Here is a 17,528-nt window from a genome sequence, read left to right on the forward strand (position 1 = left end):
GCTGGTTGCTATGGCTGCTCCTGCCAGCGCCGTTGCACGGAGCGCAGGGAGATCACGATCCGCGCGGGGGCGGAGCGTCCGGTCCAGTGGGTGACCTCGTCGGGTGGCTTCGAGCAGGTCAGCGCCAGCACCTGCGCCACCGTTGGCGTGGAAGGCGGTGGGGTGCCGGGCGGGCGGGTGTTGTCGTGCAGCAGGCCCTCGACACCCTCCTCGGCAAAGCGTTGCTGCCAGCGCCAGACAGCGGCCCGACTGACGCCGGCCTGCCCAGCCCCCTCCTGCACGGTCAAGCGCGCGGCGGAGAGCAGGATGGTACGCGCCCGAAGGAAGTGCTTCAGGGGGCCGGAGCGCTCGCCGGCGAACGCGGAAAGCGCTGACTGGGTGGCTGCGTCGAGGAGCACGCAGACGGTCTGAGCCATGGCTGAGACTCGCATGCATCGCCCGCCTTGTGAATCCTCTGACCGCGTCAGTGCACTAGCTGGGCACGCCTCGGGCCGGAACGCTCGACATCAATCCCAGAAAGGCGGTCATGCCACCCGTTTCGCCACCCGTTTCGAAATGCATTGTCTTGGCCCTCGCCGTCGGGAGCGGCACCCTCGGTCCGGCCCATGCCGAGACCGTGTTCGACGGCGACTGGTCCGTCGCAGCGACCGTCGACGACGGTCGTTGCACTGGGCCCTACCGCTATCCGATCGTGATTCGCGACGGCGCCGTCGACGAGGCGGGCGGCAGCGAGGCCGATGTCTCCGGTCGGGTGGCGAAGAATGGCCGTATCGTCGGTTCCATCCGGCGCGGCCTGGCGAACATCGCCGTTGAGGGCCAGTTGCAGGCATCCGCCGGGACAGGACGCTGGACCCTGACTGGCCCCATCGCCTGCGCGGGACGCTGGACGGCGAAACGCTCCGGCTGACACGGCGCCGCGAAGAGAAGCGCACCCGTACGCGATCACATCGGCATGATCTCATAAATATGTGATCGAAGTGCTTGTTACATTTCGTAACACATCCTGGCTTTTAAAGCTGCAACCATCTTTCGAAGCTTGCTGTGCCTAGCCCATCGCAACAGAGGAGATGCAAATGCGACTGAAACTTACTGGCGCAGCTGTTCTTGCACTGGGGACGCTCGCGGCCACGGCCGGCGGGGCCGAAGCCCGCGACGGATGCGGCCCCGGCGGCCACCGCGGCTATTACGGCTATTGCCGCCCGAACGTCGTCTATCGCCCCGTCGTTGTGCGCCCCATCGTCTACGGCTACCGCCGGGTCGGCTGGTACGGTCCGCGCTGGCACCGCTGGGGCGGCTACCGTCACGTCGGATACCACCGCCCCTGGGGCTGGCACGGTGGCTACCGCCACGTGGGCTGGCACCACCGCTGGTAGGCCGGCGTTATCCCCAGGGCGCCCGGCCCGCTCCGGGCGCCCGCCCTCGCCGCTCGCTCCTCCGCCTCACGCGGGCCGAGTACGGCGCCCGAACCCGTGACGTCAGGGATTCAGCATGGCCCACATCCTCGTCATGGGCGCCAGTCAGGGCATCGGCCTGGAGACCGTGAAGGCGGCGCTCGCGGCCGGGCATCGCGTGCGGGCCTTCGCGCGTTCGGCCGCGCGTATTGACCCTCTCGGACCCGAACCTCGAACGGTTCACGGCCGATGCGCTGAATCCCATCGACGTCGCGTCGGCGCTTGAGGGGGTCGATGCCGTCGTCCAGGCCCTCGGCGTTCCCGTGCGGCGCCTGATCGGGCCGGTGACCCTGTTCTCGGAGGCCACCAACCTCCTCGTACCCGCGATGGAAAAGGCGGGCGTCGCGCGCCTCATCGCCATCACGGGCTTCGGCGCCGGCGACAGCCGGGATGCCATCGGGCCGCTCCAGCGCATCCCCTTCCGCCTCGTCTTCGGCCGCGCCTACGACGACAAGGACGCCCAGGAGATGCGTATCCGGCACAGTCACCTGGACTGGACCCTGGTCCGACCCGGTGTCCTGACCTCCGGCCCGGCGACGGGTCGCTACGAGGTTCTGGCCACGCCCGCGTCCTGGCGCAACGGCCTGATCGCGCGCGCGGACGTGGCTCACTTCGTGGTCGCCGAGATCGGCCGCGCATTCTACGCCAAGCGGGCCGTCGTGCTCGTCGGCTGATCGCGCCGGTTCCGGCTTCGATCGCCTGACCGCCGCATCAGGCCGGCTTGAGGAACTTGCACTTGCCCCGGTGCGACCAGGGGCCCGCCACGCCGGCCTCCGCGCAGAAGGCGTCGACCGCCCGGGTGACGCCGGGGAAACGGCCGCCCAGGCGGTCGTAATCGTCAGCGACGAACAGGCCGCCGGGGCGCAGGACCGGCCACCAAGCCCGCAGGTCCGCCGCCACCGAGGCCTCCTCGTGGCCGGCATCGAGGTGAATCACGTCAGCGCTCACCCCGCGCAGGCGCATCAGTTCGGCCGCGTTCACCGAATCCAGCGGAAGCGGCACCACGCGGTCCGCCAGCCCCTCGTGCAGCACGTTGGCCAGGAAGGTGCGGTACAGGCTCGGATAGCCGTGCTCGGTGGCGAGTTCGGCGAACAGGCTCGCATCCGCCCAGTGGTCGACGGCGCCGAGCCGGGTATCGACCGCGATGACGGTCCCGTCGACGTCGTGCGCCGCCATGGTCCGCGCCAGGTGCAGCGTGCTGGCACCCTTCCAGGCGCCGATCTCCACGACCACATTAGGCCGGAACTCGGTGACGGCCTCGTCGCGATAGGGGTGGACGCTGCGCCAGCCCTGGAGGTCGCGGGGGCGCAGGTCCTCGGGGGGAGCCGCGAAGGGGTCGCGACCGTGCCAGAGAGCGTCGAGGAGGGCGCGGCGGGTCGTGCTGTCGGCTCGCGATGGCGGGGCCCGCCCCGGGGAGCGGGCGCGGGCGAAGGAATTGTCAGCGTTCGGCAGCGCGTGCGGCCTGCGCATAGAGTTCTTCGCAGCGCGCAAGCCAGCGATCGCGGGTGAACAGGCGCAGAACCCGGGCGTGCGGAACCGCGCGGGGGATGGCCAGGGCCTCACCGAGGGCGTCCGCGAGGGCGGGCACGTCGTCCGGGGGCGCGAGGCAGCCGGCCTCGCCGATCACCTCCGCGGCGGCGCCCCGGTCGATGCCCGCGACCGGCACGCCGCAGGCCATGGCCTCGATCGCCACGAGGCCGAAGGGCTCGTCCCAGCAGGGCGTGAAGAGGAAGACCGAGGCGCGACCGACCGCGTCCGCCAGCGCCTTACCGGAGAGATGCCCACCGTAGCGGATGGGACCGCCGAGTTGCGGGGCGATCCGCGCCGCCCAGTACTCCGGGTCCTCGATCGGACCGAACAGGGTCAGGGAAAGGCCGGCATGCCGGGCCGCCGCGATGGCGAGATGCGTGCCCTTGATGGGGGCGATGCGCCCGGACCAGACGGCGCCCCCGTCGCCGCGCTCGCGATAGGGCCAGGAATCCGGATCGACGCCGTTGTGGAGCACGGACATCTGCGGCGGAGCCCCTTCGGGCCACCACAACCTGCGCTGCGCCTCCGACGTGACGGTGATCCGGTGACCGGGGACGAGGCTGTCCCGCACGAACCAGCGCAGGGCGTCGTAGGGCGGCACATGGAGCGAGGTGACGGTCGGCACCGCCGCGAGGCGCCGGCGCTCCAGGGGCAGGCGGCTCAGGCTGTTGTTGTGCAGCACGTCGAAGCCGCCGGCCGCGATCCGGTCGCAGGCGGCCGCGTAGCCCGCATCCAGGTGGGCGACGAGGCCGGCGTCGCCCCGGTGCTCCAGGCCGGGGAAGCTGCGCTCGTGGTGCACCGGGATCACCGGGTCGATGACAAAGCGCGGGTCGCTGTCCCCGGCGGCGAACAGCACGACCTCGTGTCCGCGCGCCATCAACCCTTCGGCCAACGCCCAGGCATGGGCCTCCATGCCGCCCGCGAAGGGTGGCGCCACCGGGTGGCGTAGATGAGCGAGGAGCGCGATCCTCACGCGCTCGCCGCCGCGGAGCCTTGCGCTTCGAGGAAGCGGATGACGGAGGCCGAATTGCTGTAGGGCTGGTGGCTCTGCTGCCCGGTCAGCGCGAAGTCATCCGCCTCGGGGCGGCGCAGGATGCGGATCGGCCGGTCGGGCGTGTCGTCGATCAACCCCATTGCCTTGAAGGCGTAGAGCCAGTGGCCCATCGTGCGGTAGCCCCACTTGGCCTCGAACAGCTCGGCGTTGCGCACCACGCTGTCGAGGTGGTGCACCGGGGGCATGTGGTGGGGGTGGTACTGGTGATAGGCGAGCCCGCCCTTCATCCAGGCGATGGGAATCCCTGCCTGATCGAGGATCTTGCCGAAATCCGTGTCCTCGCCGCCGTAGCCGGTATAGCGCTCGTCGAAGCCGCCGGTGGCCAGGAAAGTGGCGCGCCGGATCGCGAAGTTGAGGGACCAGAAGCAGCGGTAATCGTGGCAGATCTCGAGGCCGGCGGCGGGGGGACCCCGGCGATCGGAATGGCGCTCGGCGACCGCGGCGAAAGACTCGCAGGTCCAGGCGCCGGCCGTGGCGCGTTCGGGCAGGTGGAGCACCTCGCCCATCAGCAGGCCGTCGAGTTCGGCGAGCCCGCGCGCGTAATCGGCGACGAGGTCGGGGGCGGGAATGCAGTCGACGTCGAGGAAGACCACGACGTCCCCCGTGGCGGCCGCGACACCCCGGTTGCGCGCCGCCGCCAGCGGCAGTTCGCTCCCCGGCACCAGGATCTGGCGGACGGGCAAGCCGACCTCGGGCAGGTCGTAGGGCGCGTCCTGCATCACCGCGACGATGAACTCAGCGGGCGCTTGGCTCTGGCGCTCCAGGCCCAGGAGCACATTGCGCAGGTGTGCCGGCCGTCCCTTGGCCAGGGTCACGACGGAAACGGTGGACATGGGGCGGTCTGGCTCCGGGGGGTTCGAGCGCTGAGGGATGCGGGCGGTCAGCCGGCGGCGACGACCGTAAGGGCAGCGGGCTCCGTCGCGCCGTGCCAGAGCTCGTCGGTCAGGCTCTCGAGCCAGCCGGCGGCGCGGGCGGCGGCGTCCGGCGCGTAGAGGCTGCGCAGGGGGGCGGGATCGAGGCCGCGTGCCCGCGCGAGGAGGTCGCGCCAGCCCTGGAGGTCGCCCGGCCAGACCGGGGCCTGGACGGCGGCCCCGAGGCGGACCAGGGCCTCGGCCTTGCGGGTCTGCTCGCCGAAGTAGCGCCATTCGGGCATCACGATCAGGCGGCCGCCGACGCGGGCGACCTCGTGAACCGTGTTGTCGCCGGCGGACGCCACAACGATGTCGGCGGCGGCGAGGTAGTCGGTCACCGAGGACACCCAGCCGAGCTCGCGCAGGTTGGCGAAGTCGGTCTCGTGGCCCTCGCGATGGGTCGGCCCGAGGGTCAGCCACAGGGTGTCGGGCGCGGCGCGCGCCGCCACCGTCAGGGGCGCGTAGGGCGTGCCGCTGCCCCCGCCGCCGGTGACGGCGACGACGATCTCCCGCTCGGGGTCGAGGCCGAGCTTCGCCCGCGCCTCGGTCCGGCCCGGGATCGCGTCGACGCTGGTGCAGAGGCCGCCGCTGTAGAAGGTCTTGGCCCGAAGCGCCGCCGGGTAGTCGTCCTGCTCCAAGCGTTCGTCGAAGGGAGCCAGCATGCCGACGCAGGCCTCGTAGGCCCCGACATGGCCGATGTCGGTCCGGTCGCCGTGCATGCGGATCTGCACCGCCGGCACGCTGGCGATGCGCGCGAGCAGCGCGATCTCCGCCGAGACGTCGACGACGAACAGGCCGACGTCGCGCGCGTCGAGGTGGTCGAGGATCGCCCGCATGGTCCGGCGCATCGCGGTGAGGCCCAGCGGCACGCAGTGCATCACCTGCGGCGTCGGCTCCGCGTAGAGGCGCGGCGTCGGCACGGACGCGCCGATCATGTTCGGCAGCGGCACGATCTCGATGTCGCGGGAGAACCCGTCAAAGAGCTGCGGCCCGGCGGTGAGCACCGAGACGGGCCGGTCCCGGGCGAATTCGGCCGCCACCGCCATCGTGCGGTTGGCGTGGCCCCGTCCCTGGTGGTGGACGAAGAACGCGATGGGCTTCTTCATGGCTGTCGGGTTCACGATCCGTCAGGAGAACAGGGCGTCGGGCCGCAGGGCGGCGGCGATCTCGGGCGCGCCCGGCCGGCGCAGGACCCGGATCGCAGGCGCGTCGTCGTCCCACGCGATCAGCCCGGCGGCCCGGAACTGGCCGAGCCAGTAGGTCATGCACCAGCGCCCGTGCGTGCCCCGGAAGCGGGTCGCGTTGGCCAGGATTGCGTCGAAGTGCTGCAGCGGCGGCACGTGGACCGGATGGTGCTGGTGGTAGGCGCGCGCACCCCCGACCCAGTAGGTCGGCAGCCCGGACGCAGCGAGGCGCGCGGCGAGGTCCGTCTCCTCGCCGCCATAGCCGACGTAAGTCTCGTCCATGCCGCCGACAGACCGCCAGGCGCGGGCCGGGAGCGCGAAGGACAGGCCCCAGAGCTGGCCGGGATCGGCCTCCCGGCGCAGGCCCTCCGCCGGGACCTCGGGGCGTGCCGGGTGCGCCCGGCCGAGGCTGGCGAGCGCCGCGTCGTCGGTGGCGGCGGCCGGATCCAGCCCCGGCGGCAGGTACAGGACCTCGCCGAGGAACAGGCCCTCGGTCCGCGCCGCCGCACCCCGATACGCTTGCACGAGGCCGGGGGACGGGATGCAGTCCACGTCGAGGAAGATGAGCAGGTCGCCCGTGGCGGCATCGGCCGCGCGGTTGCGGGCGGCGGCGAGCGGCATCGCCTCGCCGGCGACGTGGCGGTGGCGCACGGGACAGCCCGGGTCCGGAAGATCGGGCGCGCGGTCCGGCTGCATCCAGGCGATCACCAGTTCGCCCGGGCGCACGGACTGGCGCGCCAGCCCGGCCATGAGGTTGCGCAGGCGGTCGGCCCGGCCGCGCACCAGGGTGAGCACGCTCGCGGAGGGACCATCGGCTTCGTCAGCCGGCATCGGCCAGCATCCGGCGGAAATGGCCGACGCCCTCGATGATGCCGCGGGCGTGCGAGGCGCGCGCCACGTAGGAGTGCTGCAGGGCGCCGTTGCTGGCGAGATCGTCCGAGTAGTTGGCCACGATGATCGCCTGCGCCTGGGTCCGCAGCATCTCGACGTCGTTTCCGGAATCGCCGGCCACGAACACGGCTCGCTCCGGCAGACCGTACAGGGCCCGGACATGGCCCACCGCCGTGCCCTTCGAGGCCGCTTCCGGCAGGATGTCGAGGTAGCGGCCGTGGCTGTGGATCACGTTGGCGCGCCGGCCCGATCGGGCGAGGCGGGTGCGGACCCGCTCGGCGGTCGCGGCATCCCCGAAATAGCTGAGCTTGTGCCCGCGCTGTTCCAGGGGCCCCTGGGGCACGAGCCCGCCGAGGCCGGCGAGGCGCGCCAGCACGCCCGCCCGGTCCCAGCCGGCCGAGACGGTGGCGCGCCAGGCGGCATCGGCCGTGTAGGTCACGCCGTTGGGATCGAGGTGGTAGATCTCCGACCCCACCGAGGTGATCATGACCTGGGGGCGCGGGCTGGCCTGCTGCTCCAGGATCGCCATGGCGCTGTGGAAGGAGCGGCCGGTGGCGACCCCGAAGGCCAGGGCCGCCTGCCGGCTGCGCCAGCGTCGGAAGATGCCGAGCGCCGCCTCGCAGCCCACCAGCGTGTTGTCGATGTCGCAGACGAGGAGCTGGCGCGGCGCCGACAGGGGGGGCTCGGGGGCGAGGAGTGCCCGCAGCAGGTCGTGATAGCGCGCCGCGTGCCGGTCCCAATCGTAGGCGCCGGCCGCCCGGGCGCCTCCCGCCACGCAACCGGCGTAGAGGTCGGGATCGTCCAGGATGCGCAGGCACGCCGCCGCGATCGCGCCGGGGTCGCGCGGATCGACGAGGAGCCCGTTGCCGCAGGTCTCCACGATGTCGTTGGGGCCGCCGCTGTCGGTCGCCACGAGGGGAAGGCCGGCGGCCGAGGCCTCCAGGAGGGTCAGCCCGAAGGGCTCGTTGAGGGCGGGATTGACGAAGAGGCCGCCCCGCTCGCGGGCATAGGCGTAGAGCGCCGGCACGTCCTCCGGGCCGTGGGTCTTGGGGTAGGCGACCCGTCCGTAGAGGTCGTAGCGGTCGATCAGCACCAGGATCTCGCGCATCGTGTCGGCCATGTCGCCGTCGAGGGCGTCGATGTCCTGGCGCGTTCCGGCCATCAGCACGAGGTTGGCCCGCGCCTGCAGGGCCGGGCTCTCGCCATAGGCCCGCACGAGGGCGCCGAGATTCTTGCGCGCCACCGGCCGGGCAAGGGCCAGGAGCGCGGGCTTGCCCGGATCGTGCAGGAACCGGTCGATGCTGGCCTCGACGTGCGGGAGGGACTCGGCGGAAGCGAAGCGGGCGAGATCGCTGCCCGGCGGCAGGATACGGATGCGCCCCGGCTCGTAGGCCGCGTAACCGGCGTACTGCACCTCCGCCTCGTCGCGGGAAGAGGCGATGACGAGGCTGGCGCGGGTCATCGCGCCCTCCTCTGCGGCGATCCGGCGCGCGAGGTCGAGGCTGCCCTCGGCGCCCGGGCCCAGCATCGCTCTCTTCACCTGTCCGAGCGAGTGCGCCGTGAAGACGAACGGGATGCCGAGCGCGTCCTCGACGAGTCCCGCCACGCAGGCGGCGTCGGCGTAGTGGGCGTGGATGAGGTCGGGCGCGCGCGGCTGCGCCGCGATCCAGGCCAGGAGGTTTTCGGCGAAGCTGCCCACCTCCGCGTGCATGTCCTCCTTCGAGCGGTAGTCCGAAGACGCGCTCGCGAGCCGCACGAGGGTGACCTTGTCGGAGATCGGCTCTTCGGGCACGGCGTAGTCGGGGCCGGGCGTGCCGTGGAACAGGCGCGTCGCGATCACGATCCGGTCGATCCCGGCATCCTGGGACGAGGCGGCCACGAGATCGAGCAGGTAGCGGATATGGCCGCCCGTATCGGCGGTAAGCCCGAACACGACCCCGCCGCCGCGAAGGCAGCCTTGCAGGGCGACATGCAAGACGAACATCAGGCCGCCGGCGTTTCAGGCGTATTCTGAAAAAGAATTGTTGAAGATGAGGTGCTTACCGTGATCCGCGTCGCCCAAGTCGCACCCAACATATTCCCCGTTCCCCCAGAGCACCACGGTGGCACGGAGAGGGTCATACATGACCTCAGCACGGCACTGGTTAACCTAGATGTGGAGGTAACGCTCTTCGCGCCCTCGGACAGTGCGACAGACTTGCCGCGCATCGGCGACCATCCCAGCCTCGCGGCCCTGGAGCGGCGCCACGGACGGGTCGCACCCGGCGTCCCGGCGGCCCTGGACGCCCTGCAACTGGAGGCGCTGCGGCAGCGGCTGGACCAGTTCGACATCGTGCATTGCCACGGCGAGTTCGCGCACGCAGCGCTTCTCGGCGCGCGCAGGCGCCACAGCCTGACGACCGTGCACTGGCGGGTGGACGAACTCGACCGGGCGCTGTTCTTCGCGGGCTTTCCCGACCTGCCGGTGGCGGCGATCTCGGCGGCGCAGGCGGCCGGCATTCCGGCTTCCAACCGAGCGGGCATCGTGCATCACGGCCTTGCGCGGGATCGCTATGCGCTCAGCACCCAGCCCGGCGCGCATGTGGCCTTCGTGGGCCGGATGACCGACCAGAAGCGGCCCGACACCGCGATCCGCGTCGCGCGCGCCGCCGGCCTGCCGATCCGGCTGGGCGGCACCATCGATGTGGGCAACCCCGACTATTTCGAGCACCGGGTGCGCCCCCTCCTGGCGGAGGACGCGACCTATCTCGGCCCCGTGGACGATGCCCGCAAGGCCGACCTTCTGGCGAGCGCGCGGGCGCTCCTGTTTCCCATCGACTGGCCGGAGCCCTTCGGCCTCGTGATGATCGAGGCGATGGCCTGCGGCACGCCCGTGGTGGCCTGGAACCGGGGTTCGGTGCCGGAGATCGTCGAGGACGGGGTCACCGGCTTCATCGTTTCCTCCGAGGCCGAGGCGGTGGCGGCGCTCGGGCGAATCGAACACCTCGACCGCGCCCGCATCCGCGCGCGTTTCGAGGCGCGCTTCACGGCCGAGCGCATGGCGGCCGACTACCTCGCCCTCTACCACCGCCTGCTCGCCGCCTGATGCGGGTCGCCTACCTCGCCTGGGACTACCCGCCGGCCCCCAGCGGCCTCTCGACCGCGGCCCGCGAGATCGCCGAAAGCCTCGCAGGGGCAGGGGCCGACGTCACCGTCTTCACCCTCGACCGCGCGGGCCGGGACAGCGCCGGCGGCGTGACGGTGGCGGGGTTCGCCCTGCGGCCGGGCGGCGGGCTGGCGCGCCTGCGCCGCTGGGGCGCGGCCGGGCATCTCGCCGCCCCCCTCGCCTTCCGGCACGCCGTGCTCGCGGCCCATGCCTGCCGGCCGTTCGACGTCGCCGAAGCGACGAACTGGTACGCGCCCGCCGTACTGCTCGCGGGGCGCCGGGACCTGCCGCTGGTGACGCGGAGCTCGACCCCCGCAATCTTCACGCGGGACGCGCCTGAGACGCTTCGCGACCGCCTCGACGGCTGGGCCGCCGATGCCCTTGAACGCGCCCAGGCGCGGGGCAGCGCTGGGCTCATCGCCAACACCGCCGAGCACGGGGCGGTGATCGCCCGAACCTACGGCCTCTCCGGCCGGCAGCCCGAGGCCGTGATCGGCTTGAGTCTGCCGCCGGAGATCCTGGCGGCGCGCGATGCCCCCTACCCGGACGCGGCGGGGCCGGTGCGCCTGCTGTTCGTCGGCCGTGCGGAGGCGCGCAAGGGCTTCGACGCGCTCCTCGGGGCGGTCGCGATCCTGGCGGACGACGCGGAACGCGGCGCGGTTCCACCCTTTCGGCTGGACCTGATCGGCGTCCCCCCGGCGGACCTGCCCGCCGGCCTGTCGGAAGCGGCGCGCGCGCGCATCCATGCGCTCGGCCGGGTCCCCGCCGATGCGCTGGCGCAGGCCTATGCGAACGCGCACGCGGTGCTCGCCCCCTCCCGCTACGAGAGCTTCGGCCTCGTCTACCAGGAGGCCCTCGCCTACGGCCGGCCGGTGGTGGCCTGCGCGCAGGATGCGAGCGCCCGCGCCTTCGTGGGTGCGCCGGGTGCAGGCCCCCTGGCGCGGGAGGCCACCGGCCCAGCGCTGGCGGACGCCCTGCGCCCGCTCCTCGTCGATCCGGCCCTGCGCCAAGCCTATCGGAGCCGGGCGCTGGCGGCGTCCGGCCGCTTCACCCGGGCGGCGCTGGCGGGCGAGACGCTCGACCTCTACGCCCGGGCCATCGCGGCGGCCCGATCCCGCGCAAGGGGCCATGCCCCCGCCACTGAAGCACCTCAGTCCCGGTAGGAACGCAGCAGCGCGACCGCCTCCTCAAGGCGCCCGTGCCCGGGTGCGAGGCGCTCGTAGCGCGCCGAGCGCGCCAGCACGTGGGCGCGGTCGAGATGGTGCTCGATCGCCCCGTGGAGGGCGATGAGGCTGCGTGGCCAGCCACCGTCGAGCACCGGCCGCTCGTGCACGCGGCCGGCATAGCGCACGCATCGGCGGTTCAACCGGTACTGGACGTCCGGGTAGACGTCCGAGAGGAGGCCGTCGACGCAATTCCGGCGTGCCAGCCCGACCGAGACGACGTCGCCCGCCTCGGCCAGGGCGGCCAGCGCCGGCAAAAGCCGGCCGGCCTCGACGGACAGGATCTCGTCGGCGTCGAGTTGCAGCATCCAGGGATGGCCCGCGAGGTCCTGGAGGGCATTGCGCTGGGCGGCGAAGTCCTGCCCCAGGGGTCGTGCGCCCACCCGCACCGCGCCGCGCGGAAACCCGGCGGCCGGCACCGTTTCCGGACGATGCACGGGTGCGTCGAGGAGGATCACGACGTCGTCGGTCCAGGCCGCATGGACTGCCAGCATCGCCAGAGCCGCCTCCAATCCGTCGGGGCGGCAGAGCAGGCCGAGGGAGACGGGCGGCCCCGCCGTCCCGTCGAGGGCGTACAGGTCCGCTCGCGCGGCGTGTCGGTCGTGGGGCCGGCGCAGGGCCGCGCGGCCCTCGGCGTCGTGCGGGCGCAGGCCGAGGCCGAACGCGGTCGCGGCGCTGCGCAGGGTGTAGAGGTCGAGGCCGTAGGGCGCGTCCGGGTCGGGCAGGACGGTCGGCCCGGACAGGTGCGCGGCGAGGTGCGCGCGGCAGCAGGCCGGATCGGCCCCCGCCTCCAGCAGGAGGCCGCAGGAGCCGCAGGCGATCGGAAAGGCCCGCACCCGCCCGCCCGGATAAGCGAGGGACCGCTCGCTCGGCCCCAGCATGTCGGCCGCGCAGAGGAAGCATCGGCGCATCATCGGTCCCCAGGGCCGTCCTTCGCCGCAGGGATCTTGCCGCGCGGGGCCGGCGCCATACCTCCACAACTCACCCCGAACCTCTGACGCACGTGGACGCCCAGGTCGACTCCCCCATGCTCGACCTGCCTCCGTCCGGACGCGGCACGCTCGCCATCGTCGGCAACGCGCCGGGGCTCGACGCCGCCGCGGCGATCGACGCGGCGGCGTGCGTCGTGCGCTTCAACAACGCGCCGGGCTTCGGCAAGCGCACCGGCTCCCGGGTCACCCACCTCGCCCTGGTCAATCGCGGCGGGCAGATGCACGAATGGCTCGGCGACCCGCATTTCCTGGCGCGCCCGGTGGTCCAGCGCGCCGAGGCCTTCATCCTGCCGTTCCCGATGCTGCCGGCGGAGCACAACCGGCCCGAGCAGATCTGCTGGACGCGTGAGGCCCTCGCCCTGCTGGCCCCCCTCGGCAGGCCCGTCCACGTCCTGCCCGGGGATCTGCACCGGGCGGCGTGGACGCGCCTCGCGCGCGCCGGTGCCACCGGGCGGCCGAACCCCAGCACCGGCTTCCTCGTGACCCTGGCGCTGCTCCTCGCGCGGCCGGCGGGACATGGGAGTATCGAGGCCCACGGCTTCGGTTTCGACGGCTGGCCCGGCCATCCCTGGGCGGCCGAGCGCGCCTGGTTCCGGCAAGCCGAGGCGGCCGGGCACATCCGCCTGCACCCCTGCCCCACGTGACCGGCCCGATCAGGATCACCCGCATTCCATGACCACACTCATCACCGTCCTGAAGGGCGGCGGCCGCTACGACGCGGTCTGGGTCGAGCGCCTCGCCCGCGGCGTGCGCCGCCATGCCCCGGCCTTCGACCGGATCCTCTGCCTCACCGACCTGCCCCTCGCCGTCGCGGGCGTCGAGCGTGTGCCGCTCCGGCACGACTGGCCGACCTGGTGGGCGAAGATGGAGGCGTTCCGCCCCGGCCTGACGCGGGGGCCGACGCTGCTCTGCGACCTCGACACCGTCCTCACCGGACCGGCCGATGCCCTGGCCGAGCCAGGCCTCGCCGCCATGGAGGACTACTTCCACAAGGGCCGCCTCTCCAGCGCCCTGCTGCGCTGGGACGGGGGCGAGCTGGATTTCCTCCACGCCGCCTTCGCGGCCGAACCCGAGCGCTGGATGACACCGGGCGCCTGCGGCCCGGTACCGAACGCCGTGCACGGCGATCAGGTCGTCATCGACCACCTCATGCGCCGGGAGGGTCTGCGGCCGGACTTTCTCCAGCGCCTGCACCCGAACCTGCTCGACTTCTACGATCCGCGCCGCGCCGAGCATGGACCGGTGGTGATCTTCATCGGCGCGGCGAAGCCCGACACCGCGACGGGTCCGGTCCGGTCGGCGTGGGAAGCGCCCTGACCGGATCGGGCCCGGCGATACGCCGCGTCCGCGCGGCCGCCCCGGTCAACGCGCGGCCGGAACGACGCCGCCACGCCGCTCGGCGAGAAACGAGACCGCCCAGATTGCCAGCCCCCCGAGGGCCAGGGCGACGCCGACCCAGCCGGTCGCGGGCAGGCCAAAGCCGGCCGTGAGGGCAAGGCCGGCGAGCCAGGGTCCGAGGGCATTGGCGACGTTGAAGGCCGAGTGGTTGAGGGCGGCGGCCAGGGTCTGCGCGTCCTCGGCGACATCCATCAGGCGGGTCTGCAAGATGGTGGCGAGGCCGCCGCCGCAGCCGATGAGGAAGACGACGGGCCCGAGGGTCCAGAGGCTTCCCGTCGCGTAGGGGTAGAGCGCGAGCGCGCCCGCGCTCCAGACCAGGGTGAGGCCGGCCGCCGGCATCAGGGCGCGGTCGGCCGCCCAGGCGCAGACGAGGTTGCCGACGGTGAGGCCGAGGCCGAACAGGGCGAGCACCGGTGGGATCGCGCCCGGCGAAGCGTGCGTGACCTCCAGCATCGTCGAGGCCAGGTAGGTGTAGACCGAGAACAGGCCGCCGAAGCCGATGGCGCCGGTCGCCAGCGTCAGCCAGACCTGGCCGCGCCGCAGGGCACCGAGTTCCTTCAGGGCGCTCGCCCCCCGGGCCGGCTCACCCAGCGGCGCGTAGATCCGCACCAGGATCGCCGTTCCGGTGGCGAGCAAGGCCACGAGGCCGAAGCTCCAGCGCCAGCCGACGAGCTGACCGATGCCGTTGGCGAGCGGCACCCCCACCACGGTCGCGACGGTAAGGCCCGCGATGACCCGCGAGACCGCCTGCGAGCGCCGCGCGCGCGGTACGAGAGCGGCGGCGACCAGGGCCGCCACCCCGAAATATGCCCCGTGCGGCAGGCCGGCGAGGAAGCGGAAGACCAGCATCCAGGGATAGCTCGGCGCCAGCGCCGAGAGGCCGTTGCCGAGGGCGAACAGCACCATCAGGGCGACGAGCAGCGTGCGCCGCGCGATGCGGGCCGCCAGCACCGCGATGATCGGCGCCCCCACCACGACTCCGAGGGCGTAGGCGCTGATCACGTGGCCGGCCGTGGCGGCATCGATCCCGAGATCGGGCGCGAAGGACGGCAACAGGCTCATGGCGGCGAATTCGGTGGTGCCGATCGCGAAACCCCCCGTCGCCAGCGCGACGAGGACGAGGGTCGGATTCTGCCCGGGCGCCGGCCCACCCGACGTGGCCTCCGCAGCAGCCCCGGCATCGAGGGGAGCGGTCTCGGGAAGATCGACCCTGGGGAGATCGACGAGGCTCATGCGGATCTCCGGGAGCGCGTTGGGGAGCGTAGCCGAAATGCCCGCTTCTCAAGGGTCGGCGTTCCCTCAACTGTGCACTGCAACAAACGTTGCATAGGGATGCAGTCGAGCACACATGGATGCCCTGCACTGCGCGCAAGGGCCGCCGGAGAACGCGACAGGTGACCAGGAAGCGCCCGCCCTCCTCCATCGCCGTCGCCCGGCTGGCGGGGGTCTCGCAATCGGCGGTTTCGCGGACGTTCACGCCGGGGGGCATCGCCTCGCCGGCCACCCGCGCCAAGGTCCTGGCGGCCGCCGAGGCGCTGGGTTATCGGCCAAACCTCCTGTCGCGCTCACTGACGACCGGGCGCTCCGGCATCGTCGCCGTGGCGGTCGGCGGCCTCGCCAACCCCTTCCACGCCATGGCCCTGGAGAGCTTCGCGGAGGGGCTTCAGCGGACGGGACGGCAGGTGATGCTGGTGGTCGTCGCGGACGAGTGGGCGCTCGGCTCGGCCGTGGAACTCCTGTCGGGCTATCAGGTCGACGCGGTCCTGACCTCGCTCTCGGTGAACGCGACGGACGTGGCCGAAGCCCTGGCGCGCTTCGCGGTGCCCATCGTGACGATGAACTCCGCTGTGACCAGCCGCTGGGTCCGGACGGTGGCGGCCGACGACCACGGGGCCGGCGTCGCGATCGCCAAGCACCTGCATGCGCAGGGCGCCCGCCGCTTCGGCTACATCGCGGGCCGGTCGGGCACGCTCGCCCAGGAACGTCGCGAGGCCGGCTTCCGGCAGGGCCTGGCGGAACTCGGGATTGCGGAGTGCGCGCGGGCGCAGGGCGACCATCACCATGGCGGCGGTTCCGCTGCGGTGCGGGCGCTGTATGCGTCCGGCACCGGGCCGGACGGCCTGTTCTGCCTGAACGACCTCACGGCGATGGGCGCCATCGACGCCCTCCGGGAAGATTTCGGCCTGCGCTGTCCGGAGGACGTGCTGGTGGCCGGCTACGACAACGTCGCCGCCTCGGCCTGGCCGCCCTATCGCCTGACCACGGTCGATGTCGGCCTCGACCGGATCGCCGCGCAGGCCTTCGCCCTGATGGAGGCGGAGGAGGTGGAGCCCTCCGAGGTGCTGGTGCGCCCCCACCTCGTCACCCGCGCCAGCACCCGGTGCTGACGGGGCGCCCGCCCAGTCAGGGACTTTCCGCCGGAGCGGCGGCCGCCTCGGTGGCCTGCCCGAGGCGGGCGACCTCGGCGGCCAGTTCCTGCAGGCTGGCGTCTCCCTTGCGGACGACCCGATCGACGCCCGCGAGCTCGCTCCGCTCGGCCGGGGAGATGTCCCGGGCGCTGAGCACCACCACCGGAATGTCGCTGCCGCCGGCGAGGGCGCGCAGCCGCAGCAGGAACGAGAAGCCGTCCATGACCGGCATGGTCAGGTCGAGCAGGATGACGGACGGGCGCGCCTCGTGGACCCGGGCCAGGGCCTCGGCGCCGTCGCCGGCTTCGCGCACCGCCCAGCCGTCGCGCTCGAGGACATGGCGCAGGCGCGCGCGCATGCCCGCGTCGTCGTCCACCACCAGCACGCCGCTGGCCTCGGGTCCGAGGCGGGTCAGCACCGCCTTCAGCCGCCCCCAATCCACCGGCTTCGGCAAGGCGTCCGCCGCACCGAGGGACGCGCTCAGCGCCGCGTCGGCCACGAAGCTCACCATCACCACCGGGATGTCGCGGGTGGCCGCATCGGCCTTGAGGGTCGCCAGCACCGTCCAGCCGTCGACCTCCGGCATCATCACGTCGAGGAGGATCACCCGGGGCGCCAGGGTCCGGGCGAGGTCGAGGCCGGTCCGGCCGTCGCCCGCCGTCCGCACGGAGAAGCCCTGCCGGATCAGGAAGCGCGCCATGAGGTCCCGCTGGCTCGCCTCGTCGTCGACGACGAGCACGAGGCCGCGGCTGCCCCCGGCCTCGTGCTCCGACCGCTCGGCGGGCTCGGCCTCCGCCGGCGCCTCGACGGCGGGGAGGACGGCCGGCACGGTCAGGGTGAAGGTCGTGCCCGCCCCCGCGTTGCTCTCCACCACGATTTCCCCGCCCATCAGGCCGGCGAAGGCCCTGGTCAGGGCGAGGCCGAGGCCGGTTCCCCCGTACTTGCGCGTCGTCGTCTCGTCCGCTTGCGCGAAGCGCTGGAACAGCCCGGCCACCTGCTCGGGCGACATGCCGATGCCGGTATCGGCGACGGCGAAGCTCAGCCGGTCGCCATTCGCGGCGGTGTGGCGCCGGACCCGCAGGGTAATCGTCCCGCCCTCGGTGAACTTCGCGGCGTTGCCGAGCAGGTTGAACAGGCACTGGCGCAGCTTCACCGCGTCGGTGCGCGCGTCGCCGAGGTCCGGCGCGAGGTCGAGGACGAGGCGGTTGCCCTTCTTGGCGACCAGGGCCTCGACGGTGGCGGCGGCGTCGCGCGCGAAGCCTTCGACGGCGAAGTCCTCGGCGTACACGTCCATCTTCTCGGCCTCGACCTTCGAGAGGTCGAGGACATCGTTGATCAGGC

Annotated in this window: 18 protein-coding genes and 1 pseudogene; 9 read left to right on the forward strand and 10 right to left on the reverse strand. The window is 72.8% G+C overall.

Features of this window, described 5'->3' with window-relative positions; translation table 11 throughout:
• Positions 1-23 precede the first annotated feature (23 nt).
• Positions 24-416: pseudogene (locus tag MKK58_RS00710) on the reverse strand (helix-turn-helix domain-containing protein); the annotation flags it as partial.
• Positions 417-565: 149 nt separating this feature from the next.
• On the opposite strand from MKK58_RS00710, the gene MKK58_RS00715 reads away from it, so the two are divergent.
• From MKK58_RS00715 to MKK58_RS00730, 4 genes are all read left to right on the forward strand, one after another.
• Positions 566-907: a hypothetical protein gene (locus MKK58_RS00715; protein WP_243910299.1), complete on the forward strand. Its 342-nt coding sequence runs from the start codon at positions 566-568 to the stop codon at positions 905-907.
• A 166-nt stretch (positions 908-1,073) separates the two neighbouring features.
• A complete protein-coding gene (locus MKK58_RS00720) occupies positions 1,074-1,373 on the forward strand; it encodes a GCG_CRPN prefix-to-repeats domain-containing protein (protein ID WP_243910300.1) in 300 nt (99 codons plus the stop codon).
• A gap of 133 nt (positions 1,374-1,506) precedes the next feature.
• Positions 1,507-1,677 carry a hypothetical protein gene (locus MKK58_RS00725; protein WP_243910315.1) on the forward strand — a complete coding sequence of 57 codons (171 nt, stop codon included), beginning with the start codon at positions 1,507-1,509 and terminating at the stop codon, positions 1,675-1,677.
• On the forward strand, positions 1,601-2,125 hold the full coding sequence (locus tag MKK58_RS00730; RefSeq protein ID WP_243910301.1) for an NAD(P)-dependent oxidoreductase: 525 nt from the start codon (positions 1,601-1,603) through the stop codon (positions 2,123-2,125). The genes MKK58_RS00725 and MKK58_RS00730 overlap by 77 nt, the downstream gene beginning before the upstream one ends.
• Before the next feature lie 37 nt (positions 2,126-2,162).
• Here the strand turns inward: MKK58_RS00730 and MKK58_RS00735 are convergent, their stop codons facing one another.
• From MKK58_RS00735 to MKK58_RS00760, 6 genes are read right to left on the reverse strand one after another with little or no spacing between them, the layout of a single operon-like run.
• Complete coding sequence (locus MKK58_RS00735) at positions 2,163-2,921, reverse strand: class I SAM-dependent methyltransferase (RefSeq protein ID WP_243910302.1); 759 nt, start codon at positions 2,919-2,921, stop codon at positions 2,163-2,165.
• Positions 2,890-3,954 carry a glycosyltransferase gene (locus MKK58_RS00740; RefSeq protein WP_243910303.1) on the reverse strand — a complete coding sequence of 355 codons (1,065 nt, stop codon included), beginning with the start codon at positions 3,952-3,954 and terminating at the stop codon, positions 2,890-2,892. The genes MKK58_RS00735 and MKK58_RS00740 overlap by 32 nt, the downstream gene beginning before the upstream one ends.
• A complete protein-coding gene (locus MKK58_RS00745) occupies positions 3,951-4,868 on the reverse strand; it encodes a galactosyltransferase-related protein (RefSeq protein ID WP_243910304.1) in 918 nt (305 codons plus the stop codon). The genes MKK58_RS00740 and MKK58_RS00745 overlap by 4 nt, the downstream gene beginning before the upstream one ends.
• Positions 4,869-4,915: 47 nt before the next feature.
• Positions 4,916-6,052, reverse strand: a complete 1,137-nt coding sequence (locus MKK58_RS00750) for a glycosyltransferase (RefSeq protein ID WP_243910305.1) — start codon at positions 6,050-6,052, stop codon at positions 4,916-4,918.
• 21 nt (positions 6,053-6,073) lie between these two features.
• Complete coding sequence (locus tag MKK58_RS00755) at positions 6,074-6,961, reverse strand: glycosyltransferase family 2 protein (RefSeq protein WP_243910306.1); 888 nt, start codon at positions 6,959-6,961, stop codon at positions 6,074-6,076.
• Positions 6,951-9,005: an HAD family hydrolase gene (locus MKK58_RS00760; protein ID WP_243910307.1), complete on the reverse strand. Its 2,055-nt coding sequence runs from the start codon at positions 9,003-9,005 to the stop codon at positions 6,951-6,953. The genes MKK58_RS00755 and MKK58_RS00760 overlap by 11 nt, the downstream gene beginning before the upstream one ends.
• A 60-nt stretch (positions 9,006-9,065) precedes the next feature.
• Here MKK58_RS00760 and MKK58_RS00765 point away from each other — a divergent pair, with 60 nt between their 5' ends.
• Together MKK58_RS00765 and MKK58_RS00770 are read left to right on the forward strand one after the other, a co-directional pair.
• Positions 9,066-10,106, forward strand: coding sequence for a glycosyltransferase family 4 protein (locus MKK58_RS00765; RefSeq protein WP_243910308.1), 1,041 nt, complete (start codon positions 9,066-9,068; stop codon positions 10,104-10,106).
• Positions 10,106-11,329 (forward strand): glycosyltransferase family 4 protein, encoded by a 1,224-nt coding sequence (locus tag MKK58_RS00770; RefSeq protein ID WP_243910309.1) that lies wholly within the window; start codon positions 10,106-10,108, stop codon positions 11,327-11,329. Before MKK58_RS00765 ends, MKK58_RS00770 begins: the two co-directional genes overlap by 1 nt.
• Here the strand turns inward: MKK58_RS00770 and MKK58_RS00775 are convergent.
• Entirely contained in the window at positions 11,317-12,300 is a 984-nt protein-coding gene (locus MKK58_RS00775; protein WP_243910316.1) for a hypothetical protein, read from the reverse strand. The genes MKK58_RS00770 and MKK58_RS00775 overlap by 13 nt on opposite strands.
• A gap of 116 nt (positions 12,301-12,416) precedes the next feature.
• Here MKK58_RS00775 and MKK58_RS00780 point away from each other — a divergent pair, with 116 nt between their 5' ends.
• Both MKK58_RS00780 and MKK58_RS00785 read left to right on the forward strand, forming a co-directional pair.
• Positions 12,417-13,025 carry a hypothetical protein gene (locus MKK58_RS00780; protein WP_243910310.1) on the forward strand — a complete coding sequence of 203 codons (609 nt, stop codon included), beginning with the start codon at positions 12,417-12,419 and terminating at the stop codon, positions 13,023-13,025.
• 28 nt (positions 13,026-13,053) lie between these two features.
• The gene (locus MKK58_RS00785) at positions 13,054-13,698 is read left to right on the forward strand and encodes a hypothetical protein (protein WP_243910311.1); all 645 of its coding nucleotides are present in this window, start codon (positions 13,054-13,056) and stop codon (positions 13,696-13,698) included.
• A 45-nt stretch (positions 13,699-13,743) separates the two neighbouring features.
• On the opposite strand, the gene MKK58_RS00790 is transcribed toward MKK58_RS00785, so the two are convergent.
• The gene (locus MKK58_RS00790) at positions 13,744-15,012 is read right to left on the reverse strand and encodes an MFS transporter (RefSeq protein ID WP_243910312.1); all 1,269 of its coding nucleotides are present in this window, start codon (positions 15,010-15,012) and stop codon (positions 13,744-13,746) included.
• Positions 15,013-15,173: 161 nt separating this feature from the next.
• Between MKK58_RS00790 and MKK58_RS00795 the strand changes: the two genes are divergently transcribed.
• Complete coding sequence (locus tag MKK58_RS00795; RefSeq protein ID WP_243910313.1) at positions 15,174-16,166, forward strand: LacI family DNA-binding transcriptional regulator; 993 nt, start codon at positions 15,174-15,176, stop codon at positions 16,164-16,166.
• Positions 16,167-16,182: 16 nt separating this feature from the next.
• Here MKK58_RS00795 and MKK58_RS00800 read toward each other — a convergent pair.
• Positions 16,183-17,528 (reverse strand): hybrid sensor histidine kinase/response regulator (locus tag MKK58_RS00800; protein WP_243910314.1); only part of this gene is annotated, 1,346 nt, incomplete at its 5' end.

The sequence above is a fragment of the Methylobacterium sp. J-078 genome (assembly GCF_022829285.1).
GTDB lineage: Bacteria > Pseudomonadota > Alphaproteobacteria > Rhizobiales > Beijerinckiaceae > Methylobacterium.